We start from the raw sequence: 12556 nt of genomic DNA, 5'->3' as shown, positions 1-12556 counted from the left end.
TTCAGGGAAAAGGGGTCAAGTGCGGGATCCGGCCTGAACACGGCCAACCCCGATGGGTTCAACACACAACACAGCGCTCGGATCGACGACGTCGCCCGAGCGCAATTGGCTGATTGGGACGAGATATTCAGTTGTCCGTCATGCCCCCATCCGGATCGGCTTTGCCGATCACATGATTTTCTCTTTCAGTGCTTCATCCGAATCAGCTGTGCTGATCGAATGCGTCGTCATTCCGAGCCCCGGATCGGCTTCGCCGATCAAACTCGTGTTCTTCACCAAGCAACCGGCCACTCCCGACCAGACCACGGCGTGATGTCCCCTGGCTCGGCAGTCACTTGACCTGCGCCGAGGCGTGTCTTCCAGGGGTGCTGATGCGGGATCATGTCGGCACGGGGCGTCGTCATGAGTCGACGAGTTCCGAGACGGCCGCGCTGACCGAATACCTCGCCATTCCGAACCCCGGATCGGCTTCGCCGATCAACATCACGCTCCTCGCGAGCAACCGACCACTCACGGCGCGACGCCCCCAGTTCGACAACGAGGTTGGACGACCGGCGGGTGCTGAACGGAATCGTGTGGAAGCCGCGGACGGGGTCGGCGTGACGTGACGTGCCGGCACGGTACGGGCCCTGGAGGACCCTCTACGCCCGTTTCCGCAGGTGGGTGATGGACCGGACGTTCACGCGAGTGCCGGCCGCCCCACCCAGGCCAGGAGGGACGCGACTGGTGACGGCTGGCTGGCGTCGGTCGACTCCACGGTCCCGCGGGCCCACCGGCATGCCGTGGGCGCCCGTAAAAAGGGGCAGGGCGGCGGGACGAAATATGTGATCACGCCCTTGGACGATCCCCAGGCGCACTGACCACGAAAGTCCACCTGTCCTGCGACGGCCGCGGCCGGCCTCTCGGCTTCATCCTCACCGGCGGCAACGCCGCCGACTCAACCCGCTTCGAGGAGGTCATGGACACCGTCAAGGTCCGCCGGGCCGGCGGACAAGAACCACGGCTCCCGGCAGCCGTCACCATCCCGCAGACGTTCACGGCTTGCGGATGGATCGGTTCGTGAAGCCGGTGAGAGTGGTGCGGGAGCGGGGCGGGAAAGGACCGGTGGCGGCCGACCGTGATGTTTGCCGCTGACGGGCCGCCTTCTGCCGGTGGCGGTGTACTACCGCACGAACCTCACGATGCGGCAGGCGCCCCCCCCCTGTTCGGTATCTCCCCGGCGTGGTCGGCCGGGTCACCCAGCGGCTGAGGCCGTTGCCGGCGCTGGAGCCGGCAACGCTGGCCCGTCGCGGTCGTACACACCCGGCTGGTCATGGCATCGGCCTGGCGGCGCCGAGAACAAGGCCGATGCCCACGTGTGGCGGGGCGTCGAACCTGCCGGCCGTGGCCGCCGGGACGACGGTGACCGGGGACGTTGCCTACCTGGGCACCGGGCTGATCACCCAGCACCACAGAAGGGCCGGTCGGCCCGTTGCGGGGGCAGGAGGGGGACAACGCCGGACACCGGCGGGTCCGTGCCCGCGTCGAGCACACCTTCGCCCGGATGAAGACTTGTACGTGTCCGGGATCCGTGATCTCGACCCCGTGGAGCGTTGCGGTGATGAACCGGAACACCAGGGGCATTGCGAAGACGAGGAATGACGGACGGCATGACACCGGGCCGGCGGATCAGGGTGAAAGAGCGCCGCGGCACCGGGCGGCGCGGCAGGTGTCCCGCCCGCCCCGAACCAGGGCGTTCACCCAGCCGGGCCGGCCGGGGTCGATCGAGACCGGTGCTGCTCGCCTGTCGCCGGGTCGGTGACTTTGGCGATCACGGGTGCTGTGCCTTCCGGGTCGGTCGGGTATGCGGCGGCCGGCCCGGCGAGCGCCTGGGCGGGACCGGCGGCGGCCGAGGTGGTCGCGGCACTCATGCGTCGGCTTTCGTTCGCTGGGCGATCTCTTCGTCGAGTAGGTACGCCTCGCCCCACGGGTTCGGCTCCTCGACGGGGCGGCCGTGCCTGATGTCGCGCAGCCGTTCGCGGCGGCGGTCCTGGACGTAGCCGCGGCAGAGCAGGGCGTCGTGCTGGGAGGTGGGCCAGTTCGAGGCGGTCGCGCACCACCCGCAGTGCGGCGTCCGGGTCAGGCTGCGCCGGATGGCGAGGGCGAGCAGAGTGGCCACGCAGCCGAGCAGCGCGCCGATCGCGAACGCCATGTCGTGTCTCCGTCCGTCGTGGTGGTGTTGGCGGCGCGGAAGACGCCGGCGGCGGCATCTGCGCTCGTGTCGTATGTGAGGTCCTCGGGTGCCTCGTGGACCTTGCGGTTCGCGGTGGTGGCAACTCACCACCGCGACGGGTTCACCACGGTGCTGACCGGTTGGGGCCGGCGCCTGCTGCGCCCTGGCGGGTCGTACCCCAGGCAACGCCAAGGTCTGGGTGGTGAGCGCCGTGCATTGCCCGGCGCTCTCCTGGGGAGCCGACAGCAGCAGGTCGAGGCGATCTCGACTGCGAGGCACGGCCGTTCCTTGCACCAGGCTGCGCCCTGCTTTCGCAGAGCCCTCCGGATCAACTCTGTTGATCCCCAAGCGCCAGACGGGCCCGCAGCCACTCTGCGCAACCGAGTCCCGCTCTGTGCAGCCTCTACAACCCCTATCGCGCGACATTCCGACTCACCACAGACCACCATTGAATGGTCACTCGAATAAGATACCCTCAGAGACCAGTGGATCCAATCAGACTGGTCGGCACAGGGGATGCGAGGCGAGAAGAGATGAGGACCTGGAGGACGAGGAAGGTTGGACTCTCCACTGCGGTGCTGGCTGCGGGCGCTGTGCTCGCCGGGTGCTCCAGCGGCAACGGCGGAACGGCCAAGGAGGCGCAGCCGTCGCCTGTACCAAGCCCGACCGCGAGCACAGCCCAGGTCGCCGACACGGCTCTCGGCAAGGCGCTGGACAAGCTCGCCTTCCAGGGCGCCGGAAGCTCCGGAAAGAACAGCGGAGCTTGCCTGGGTGGCGCGGTGCGGAAGGCGGGAGTGTCGGAGAAGGCGCTGGCCTACATCATCAAGGCCGACAGCGACGACATGGGCACGGTCATCGGCGGACTGAGCAAGGTGAGCGAGCACGACGCCGCTCTGCTGGCCTCGCGGTCGCTGCGCGAGGCCTTCGACGGATGCGTCAGCGAGGCCGTACTTCCGAACAGCGGTAGCCCCAAGGCCCAGAGCTACACGCCGCCGGAGGCAGCCGCGAAGCCAGTGGTGGGCAAGCCGAACCCGACGCCCGCCTACCCAGTCCGCGCGGATCAGCCGGTCAGCTCATCCATCGAGCTCACCAAGGGCCTGGTCTCGATGTTCTCCTCCTACGCCCGTGACGAGAGCCAGAAGAAGACCTACGCGGCGGCCGGCCAGTGCCTGGCGACCTCGGTGTACAAGGCAGGCTTCAGCCAGGAGACGCTGCACTTCCTCGCCGGTGGCGCGCCGCTCGGCACCGGGTCGATCGTCGACCACGTGCCGAACGACAAAGACAAGGCGATCTGGCAATCCCCGAGGTTCACCCAGGAGCTTGTCGACTGCACGGCGAACGCGACGCCGACTCCCCAGTCCGAACCCTGAGCGGGCGCCAATCAGACTGGCCCACCTGAAACCAAAAGAGTGGCAGATGTCTTATCCACCAGCGCCGATAGGGCGACTTCACGGATTGGCGAGGCAAGGCATGGAGAAGCCGCAGATGAATGCCGCACACGAGTTGGACAGGACGACGCAACCTGTGCGCGGCGTGAGGAAAAAGCCGTCGGGCGGGACACAGGCCAGCAGCGGTGGCCGCCAGGGCATGTTCGTCCGGCTGAGCTCGGACGAGAAGCAGCGCGCGGAGTACTGGGCCGACAAGCGCGGGTTCTCCTCGGTGAGCGAGTACGTGGCCGAGGCGGTGGTCGAGAAGATCCGGCGCGAGAACCTCGACTATGACCTGCCGACCCTGGAGATCGCGCGGCTCAATGAGCTCGTCGATCAGGTCGCGGCGCTGGCGAAGAACTCGGCGAACCTCGAACGCGTCGTCACCACGGGCTTCGACTCGCTGATCGGGCTCACCCGCGGCGACAACTACCTGCTCGACGAGGAGGACGGTGAGCTCGTATGAGCCGGGACTTCGCAGAGATGCTGGAGGCGGCCACGCCCACCGACGAGGTGATGGATGTGGACACGTCCTTCCTCGACGCCTACCGGCGTGGTGGGAGCGAGGAGTTGAAGCGCGTCCAGGCTCAGGCCGCACAGCCTGGGCCTGCGGCGGCAGCACCCGAGCCGGAGGTGCGGTTCGATGCGACCGGCGCCATCGACTCTCAGCTCGGGGTCGAAGGTCCGCGGGCTGATCTCGACGGGGGAGCCGGAACGGATCGCCCGAACCTGGAGCAGGACCGCGAGCCCGACGTCGGCAAGTCCGAACGCGCCGGCAGATCCAATCAGCGCGGTGGCGCCGGCGGCGGGCAGAACACTGCTGACGGGGTGTTCCCGGGCGGTGTGCCGGCGGGCCCTGCGGCCGACGACATCGCCCCACCGGACGAACCCGAGCAGGTGGGGCCCGGATCGCTGCAGTTCACCGGTGATCGGCGCGCCGCGCAGAGCGCGCCGTCGAAGAGGGGCTCGGGCAGCACAGCCGAGACCGCCACGCTCCCCCAGTCGGGCTTCCGGCTCGTCGGCATGCAGAGCCAGCCGCACATCAAGGCGCTGCCCGAGAGCGTCATGAACGCGCTGCGGGAGCAGCTGCGAGCAGCCGCGGTCCGTGAGCTGGGCGTGAGCGACAGCGCCGCTCGGGAGTTCAGCCGGCGGCTGAGCCAGGGCACGCTGGTGATGGCGTTCCTGTTGGCACAGCTCGACCTGCGCCTTGATGCCGATCCCGCCACCGAGCGCGCCGTGGAGCTGTTCCGCTCCCGCGACCCGCTGCTGGGCAGCGTGTTGACACGGTTGATGAGCATCGAGGCTGTCGAACGCGAGCGGGACGGGTTGTTGCGCAAGCTGCGCGACGAGCTGGGCGAGGTGCGTCAGACCAGCGCGGTGATCGAGCAGGCGCTCGCATACTCCATCGCCGACCGCACGGAGAACTTCCTGCGGGGCTCGCACAACCTTCATGACGCGCCGATCACACACAAGGAGGCGATCCATCTCCGGGACATGGCCCGTGAGGCGACCAGGAAGCAGTCGAGGCTCGAACGCGAGCGGGAAGGGAGGCCGATCCGATGACCGCGAGGAGCAAGGAGCTCGCCACGATGGCGAAGAACGCCTCGTCCATGCGCGCCGAGCTGGGCCTGGAAGACCAGGTCGGCGCCGCCCGCGCCGAGGGCGTGTGGCAGGCCGCTCCAGGTGGCCCGAAGAGGGTCGTCTTCAAGAAGGTCTGGTCGGGCCACGAGTTCAGCGATGACGAGGTGGCAGAGCTGCTCGCGGGCGAAACGATCTCGTTCGAGGCGAGGTCGAAGGAGAACAAGCCCTTCCCGGCCACCGGTGCGCTCGGCGTGGGCACCTTCAGGGGTCGCAAGTTCGTCGGGTTCCAGCTGGAGGCGCCGGACAAGCCGACGAAGTGGTCTGGCCGGACGTTCACGCCGGCGGAGGTCGCGGCGCTCCTGGCGGGCCAAGCGCTGGAAATCGACGACTTCGTCAGCGCGCGGACTCGCAAGACCTTCGGTTGCAAGGTCACCTGGGACGCGCAGGCCAGGAAGATCATCCCTGATTTCGGCTCCGACGACGAGCCACCGCGGTCCTGGTGCCAGGTGACCTTCACCGATGCGCAGCGCAAGGACCTGGCGGCCGGTAAGACCATCCAGGGCACGGGTTTCGTCTCGGCCAAGGGCAAGACCTTCGACGCCCGCATCTCGTGGAAGAAACAGGGCGGCAAGAAGAAGATCGTCCCGTCGTTCGGTTGATGGCGGCCGGGTAGTGCCGAGTGGGAGCGGGTCCCGGACCTCGGGGCCCGCTCCCGCTGCTGCCATTTCCTGACAGGAGGCGTCCGGTCGTGTCCGGTCCGGTCCGGTCAGGGAGACGCTGTGCGGCGCCGGGCACGCCCCCCTCGGCACTCTGAGCCGGCAGTCCTCGACGGGATGTCGGTTCGTCAGGAACGCCTCGACCAGTACGGCTCCGCCGATGCGTTGGCCGTGCTCGGCCTGGGCGACGACGTTCCGCGCCTCGCGGCGGAAGCGATGGAATGAGCGCCACCGCTTCCGCGGTGCGACTGATCCGTCAGCCGTTCAAACAACACTCGATGACTCGGACCCGCCAGTCAGACTCGCCTCACACAGCCATCCGACTCCCTTTCGCTCTCGTTTCGAATGACTCGCCTAAGATAGGATGCCATTCGCGCGCCTCACACATGAAGGCTTCTCGACAGGTCGAGCAATGGCCATTGCGATGGCAGGGGGGATGGGAGTTTCATGGCGAAACTGTCCTATAAGGTGCCAAGTTCGCTGAACAGGAGCTTTCTGGATCACGAGATCACGCTCAGCAAGGGCGGCTGGGCGGCGAAGCCCTCCCCGATCAAGCAACTGCTCTTCTTCGGCGGCGGCATCCTCACCCTGCTGTGGTTCAGCACGTCGACGTTCGTCGCGAGCTCGGGCCCAGTCGCCATCACGTTCTTCGTTCTCTGGGGACTGGCGGCGATCGCCTACTTCGGCGGGCTGATGAAGACGAAGGAGCTGCGCATCATGCGGGTGCCGGCCTTCCTTGCCTACCTGCCCCGCAGCGCCCGCCACGTCTTCACCCGTCGCAGCTCGAACCCCACGGACTTCTACTCGATCGTCGGCATCGACGGGATCGACGAGGACGGGCTGATCCGTTTCTCCGACGGCGGCGAAGGCCGGGTCTACCTGGTCGTCGGCTCAGCGAGCTATCTGCTCTTCGACGAGGACCGGATCGGGATCCTCGACCGGGTCGACTCCTTCTGGCGCAAAGTCGAGACGACGTGCGAGCACAGCTTCATCACGACGAAGGAGCCGCAGCGGATCTACCACCAGGTGGCGAACCTGGAGCGGCGCAACCAGGCCCTTCAGCTCCGTGACCCCGATCTGATCGAGCTGCAGAACGAGCAGTACGACATCCTCACGCAGCACGTGGGCGGCAAGTTCCCCTCGATCCACCAGTACCTGCTGCTCAAGGGCAAGAACACCGACGCACTGCGCAAGGGACACCAAGTCCTCCAGGCCGAGGTCGGCGGCTCCACCCTCATGATCAAGGAAGCCACGATGCTCGACCGCGAGGAGGTCGAGCCGATGCTGCGGGTCTTCTACCAGGGCATCGACGACGAACTGCTCGACCTCAAGACGTCGCTGAACTGACAGCGCCAGGCCGACCCGCACGACGAGGAACGAACGAAGGACACCATGGCGCTGATGACGAAAGTCCGGGCACAGCTCGGCGTCCCGGGAAAGAAGCCTGACGAGACGAATGAGAGCGGGGAGCTTCCGGTCGGTGATCTGCCCGCGGACGACGCTGCTCGGGCTGAGGGCGTGCAGACCACTGCGGCAGTCCACGGCGTGGCCGACGAAGCCGCCGAGCCGAAGAAGAACTGGTGGCAGCGCCGCCGTGAGGTGAAGCACCTCCAGGGCGCATTCGACGCCTATCCGCATCTGCTCGCGCTGAAGCCGAAGGAGAAGTACCTCTTCCGCTCCGACTACTTCGAGGTCGACGGCTCGGTCGCCTGCATCCTGGCGTACTTCCACGACGACGCCGCGCACGACAACTTCGCCGCCTTCTGGGGCATCGATCGGATCCCGGACGGCCTCGACGAGCGGGTCACCGCGGTCGTGCTTGAGCAGGTCAAGCGGATGGACGACAAGTGGATCGACTCATATACGAAACAGTCCGAGAAGCTGGAACGGCTCGATGCCAACGAGCAGGAGGAGACGGGCACAACCTCCTCCAAGCGCAAGGCCGCGAAGATCTCCGGTGACCTCGGGGTCACGATCGGAGAGCTCCAAGACGGCGCGAGCTACCTCTCGGTGCACAACCGGCTCTTTCTCAAGGCCCCGGATCTGGCGACCCTGGACGACACGATCGACCGGGTCACGCGCCTGTACATCGACCGCTTCGGCACGCTGAAGGCTGCGCCCTACGCAGGCGAGCAGCGGCAGGAGCTCTCGGGCCTGTGGAAGAACAACGAGAAGAAGAAGGGCAAGGGCTTCCACTTCACCTCGACCGAGCTGGCCGGCTCGTACTCACTGGTGACCAACGGCCTCAACGACAAGGGCGGCGAGTACGTCGGCTACATGGTCGGCGACGTCAACAACAGCGCCGTGCTCATGGACGTAAACGCCTACGCCCACCACGTGATCGTCGCCGACGCCACCCTCAGCGAGTACCTCGACCGCCAGCGGGTGGCCAACATGTGGTGCTCGAAGATCTCGCAAGCGACGCTGCTGAACAACGGCCAGGTCGTCCACCTCGTCCTTGACGGGGCGAATCTCGACAAGCTCGGCCCGAGGTTCGAGCGGCTCACCTCGCGCGTGGACCTGAACCAGGGCGACGTGAACATGTTCGAAATGTTCGGCGAGGAGGAGGACGAGCTGACGGTCTTCTCCGCTCAGATGGAGAAGCTCAAGCTGATGTTCGAGCAGCTCTACGAGTCCACCGACGGCGCCGTCGGCTCGATCATCCGCAGTGCCCTCGAGGACACGGCCACGGACTTCTACATCGAGCAGGGCATGTGGCGGCACAACGCCAAGGAGCAGCGCAACCGCCTGCGCGTGGTGAACATCCCGCACACCCAGGTGCCGCGTCTTCAGATGTTCGTCTCCTACCTGGCGACCGCGCACAAGGCGCTGTTGAACTCCAGCAAGACCGACCCGGACCAGCTGCGCGCCTACAACGTGCTCAGAGGCATCGCCAACGCGATGCTGAGCACCAATGGCGACCTGTTCAACAACCACACGGCCTCGGCCGTGGACGGGGTCCGGGATTCGCGGCGCGTGGTCTACGACTTCTCGCGGCTCATGCGCCGCGGCAAGGGCGTGGCGATGGCGCAGCTGGTGAACATCGTCGGCTTCGCCGTCGGCAAGCTGGGAATCGGCGACACGGTGATCATCCACGGCACCGAGCACATCGACGACCGGGTGAAGAAGTACCTCAAGGACCAGTTCGACCATATGCACGAACGCGGCGGCCGGGTGGTCTACAGCTACAACGACGTCGACAAGATGCTGGCCGACAGCGACTTCAACAAGTTCGACGCTGCGGACTACACGCTCTTCGGCCCGATGCGCGACAAAACGGTGGCGGAGTACCAGAAGCAGTTGCACCAGCGGATCCCGCCGGATCTCGCCCGACTCATCACGACCAAGGACGAGAACCTCACGTACCTGCGCCGGGGCGTCTCCAACGTGGTCTTCCACCTGGATCTGGCACTGGGGATCAACCCCTACCGCGAGGCCCAACGCAGGCAGGTCCGGCTGGAGGCGGCCAAGGCCGAAGAGACGGCGCGGATGGACTCGATCATGCACGACAAGCCGACGCCTGGCGCGAACCTCACCAGCATCCGGAAGCACAGCGAGGGCGACGGCGGTGGGGCCGACGCGGGCCAGGCTGACGCGATCAAGCGCAGCGAGACCAAGAGCCTGCAGCGGCCCGATGGCAACGCAAGGCGACCGGCAACAAGGCCCAAGCCCAAGAAGCTGGAAAAGACATGAGCGAGGTCGGCACTGATACGAGGACGAGGAGCAGAGGAGAGAGCATGAACCGGACGATCACGGCGGTGGCGAGGCTGCGTGCCCGGGCCGGCCACAGCGTGGGTGCAGTCCGCCCGGGCAGGCCCGTGCGCGGGCTCGCCCTCATGCTCCTGGCGGCGCTGCTCGTGCCGGTCTTCATGATGGCGACGTCTTCGCCGGCGTCTGCGGACGACAAGAAGGAGCGCGACAACTACAGCCTCTACCAGCTGGCCTCGAACGCGAGCTCGTACTTCAGCGAGAAGAACTCGCCGCAGAACGACAAGGGCATGCACGAGAACTGGAAGCCGGTCACGTCCAGCCCGTCCTCGGGCGGTTCCATTCTCGGCTACGCCGACCCGGAGTTCAGCCTGGGCAACATCGTGGGCTGGTTCTTCGCCGAGGTGTCGGGTTCCTCGCAGACCGTCACCTACGAAACGCTGGCCGCGAAGGACGACAAGGGCAACGCCAAGTACGCGGGCATGCTCGACTACGCGCACTTCGGGGCGGCCAACAACGATCTCGGCCTGGACACGATGTCCTCGGGCATCGGCGGCCAGATCGTGAGCGTGATCGGGGGGTCGATCATCTGGGTCCTCTACGCCCTGGCGCTGGCGGTCGGCACGCTGTTCTACGTCATCATCCAGTTCCTGAAGCTCGTCAACCCCTTCCTGTGGTTCTACAACGCGGTCGCGGCGGTGAATCCGACTTTTGCCGAGGGCATGACGGGAGGCGCTACCGGAGGCGGCGCCCTCGCGGGTCTGCAGCACTGGATCAGCGGCTGGTACGGCTTGCTCGTCGACATCTCGTGGCAGGCGCTCGTGCCGATCTTCATCGGCTTCCTGCTCATCGGCCTGGTCATGTTCAAGAAGATGGACCGAGGCTCGGCGATCAAGAAGCTCGTCGTGCGCGTCGTCTTCATCGGCGTCGGCCTGCCACTCGTCGGGTCGATGTACTCCAGCGTGCTCGGAAAGTTCGACGACTCCGTTCTCGGTCAACACGCCGGCCCGACGCGCGTCGTGCTGAGCACTTACGTCGACTTCGAGGCGTGGATGATGAACGACCGCCTGGGGATTCCGGACCAGGCCACTGTTTCCTGGAACGATGGCCAGGCCAGCCCGGACGCGATGATGTCTGTGCGCACGAGTGCGCTGGCGATCAACAAGCAGTCCCACGGGGCGACGTTCAACGGCATCAACATCGGGACGAAGGCCAAAGACGCCGAGTCGGCTTGGAAGGACGGCACCGTCTCCGTCGGAGGCCGTGCCTCGGACGACTTCAAAGCGGTGTTCTCGACCTTCGGGATCATCGGCAAGTACATCGCGAGCAACGAGATCGCAGCCTCGGACTTCGAGTCGGGGATCAAGACCTCGATCACGCAACTGGACGAGAGCGCGGATACCAAGAAGCGCTGGTTCGTCGACAAGAAAAGCTACGGCGACGTGGCGGAGTTCGGTGAGGAAAACGGGCCGAAGCCGGTCGATCACCCGGTGATCTCGACCGACGGCACGGGCTTGACCTCCTCTCACCCCGGTAAGGATTCGACGGTCTTCACCACGACGGGGACGAAGGGTGGCTGCGGCTTCACGGTGGGCAAGACACCCTCCTCGTGCAACCTGTCTCCCCTGGCGGCGTACAACTACCTCAACACCGGGTTCAACCCCGGCTCACTGGCCATGTACTCATCGAACAACGCCACCAGCGGGTTCACCCGCGAGAACCACATGGCCGTCAGCCAGGTGGGCACGGGGCCGGCGAAGTTCATGTACTGGAGCAACGCGGCCACGGTCCTGGGCTCCATCGTCCTGCTCGGCTTCTGGTACGCCATCGGCATGCTGGCCGGGGCGATCAAGCGGACCTTCGGCCTGGTGGCCGCCGTACCGTTTGCGACGCTGGGCGCCCTGCAGGCGATCGCCAAAGTGATCGTGTACTCCACGGCCATGATCATGGAAGTCCTCGTCACGCTGTTCGTCTACCAGTTCGTCTCGGAATTCCTGATCTCGGTCCCGGACATCATGGCCGGCCCCGTGTCGAGCTTCATGAGCCCGGGTGGCCTGTGGGGCAGCCCCACGCTCGGCGGGATCATCGTGGTGATCCTGACCCTGATCTCCTCGCTGGTGATCATAGGCATCACCTTCGCCCTGCTACGGGTGCGCAAGACTGTGCTGCAGGCGATGGACGAGGTGGTCACCAAGCTCGTGGACAAGTTCCTCGAGACGAACAGCACGCCGAAGCCGGACAAGGGCGGGCTGATGCCTGCTCTGGCCTCGGGTGCGGGGGCCGGCGCGGGTATGGCCATGGGCAACAAGCTCGCCAACGGGTTCGACAGCAAGACCAGCGGTCGGGCGTCCCCGAGCGGGGGCAAGCCCACGGGCAAGACGGCGTCGACGAACGCCGGCGGCACGAACGGTGGCGCCACGGAGTTGACGTCCGGCAAGCAGCAGCTGGCCCTCGAGGGCGGCGGGCACGATGGTCCGGATGGACCGGACAGTCCGGTGCTGGATGGTGGTCCTGGTGGTAGTGGCTCCGGCGGCGGCAGTGACGGCGTCAAGGCTCTGCCGGGCGGCATCGGTCCCGCCGGTGGTCTGGGCACGCCCGGTCGCGACGGACCGGCTGACAAGGGTGGTCCGCTGCAGCTGACGAGTGGCGGAGCGGGCAGCTCGCGCTCGGACAAGCAGACGGCGCAGGGTCTGAGCGCCCAGGGTGGCCTGTCGAACCTCGGGTACACCGCGGACGGCCACAAGGTCATCCAAGGTGAGGTGCTTTCCTCGTCGACGGACCCGTCGAGTTCTCGTGGTGGTGCTCAGGGCGAGAGCGGCGCCAACGGCGCTGGTTCTGTCCCGACCAGCGGAGCCCGTGGGGCTGTCGCCGGTCAGACGGGACCGACGCAGTTCGGCGCGGGCTCCCAGGGT

Annotated in this window: 9 protein-coding genes and 1 pseudogene; 9 read left to right on the top strand and 1 reads right to left on the bottom strand. The window is 66.6% G+C overall.

All coding sequences use genetic code 11. The features are described 5' to 3' along the window. Positions 1-371: 371 nt before the first annotated feature. Together IE170_RS00520 and IE170_RS32305 are read left to right on the top strand one after the other, a co-directional pair. Positions 372-608 (top strand): hypothetical protein, encoded by a 237-nt coding sequence (locus IE170_RS00520; protein WP_189807288.1) that lies wholly within the window; start codon positions 372-374, stop codon positions 606-608. A gap of 439 nt (positions 609-1047) precedes the next feature. Continuing rightward, positions 1048-1549 (top strand): annotated as a pseudogene (locus IE170_RS32305) (transposase family protein); the annotation flags it as partial. Between the two features lie 357 nt (positions 1550-1906). Here the strand turns inward: IE170_RS32305 and IE170_RS00515 are convergent. Next, on the bottom strand, positions 1907-2191 hold the full coding sequence (locus IE170_RS00515) for a hypothetical protein (protein ID WP_189807287.1): 285 nt from the start codon (positions 2189-2191) through the stop codon (positions 1907-1909). A gap of 596 nt (positions 2192-2787) precedes the next feature. Here IE170_RS00515 and IE170_RS00510 point away from each other — a divergent pair. The 7 genes from IE170_RS00510 to IE170_RS00480 form a co-directional block, all read left to right on the top strand. After that, the gene (locus tag IE170_RS00510) at positions 2788-3582 is read left to right on the top strand and encodes a hypothetical protein (protein WP_229884531.1); all 795 of its coding nucleotides are present in this window, start codon (positions 2788-2790) and stop codon (positions 3580-3582) included. 217 nt (positions 3583-3799) lie between these two features. Next, on the top strand, positions 3800-4105 hold the full coding sequence (locus IE170_RS00505) for a hypothetical protein (protein WP_223856619.1): 306 nt from the start codon (positions 3800-3802) through the stop codon (positions 4103-4105). Further along, positions 4102-5202: a hypothetical protein gene (locus IE170_RS00500; RefSeq protein ID WP_189807285.1), complete on the top strand. Its 1101-nt coding sequence runs from the start codon at positions 4102-4104 to the stop codon at positions 5200-5202. Before IE170_RS00505 ends, IE170_RS00500 begins: the two co-directional genes overlap by 4 nt. A gap of 26 nt (positions 5203-5228) precedes the next feature. Further along, positions 5229-5879, top strand: coding sequence for a topoisomerase C-terminal repeat-containing protein (locus IE170_RS00495; RefSeq protein ID WP_223856620.1), 651 nt, complete (start codon positions 5229-5231; stop codon positions 5877-5879). A gap of 525 nt (positions 5880-6404) precedes the next feature. After that, the gene (locus IE170_RS00490) at positions 6405-7283 is read left to right on the top strand and encodes a hypothetical protein (RefSeq protein ID WP_229884530.1); all 879 of its coding nucleotides are present in this window, start codon (positions 6405-6407) and stop codon (positions 7281-7283) included. Positions 7284-7454: 171 nt separating this feature from the next. After that, a complete protein-coding gene (locus IE170_RS00485; protein ID WP_229884529.1) occupies positions 7455-9629 on the top strand; it encodes a hypothetical protein in 2175 nt (724 codons plus the stop codon). Positions 9630-9673: 44 nt separating this feature from the next. After that, a partial coding sequence (locus IE170_RS00480; protein WP_229884528.1) for a hypothetical protein occupies positions 9674-12556 on the top strand: 2883 nt, incomplete at its 3' end.

Source organism: Streptomyces toxytricini (genome assembly GCF_014649915.1).
GTDB classification, from domain to species: Bacteria; Actinomycetota; Actinomycetes; order Streptomycetales; family Streptomycetaceae; genus Streptomyces; species Streptomyces toxytricini.
Note: the sequence above shows the minus strand (reverse complement) of the source record. Positions and strands in the feature narration are given on the sequence as shown.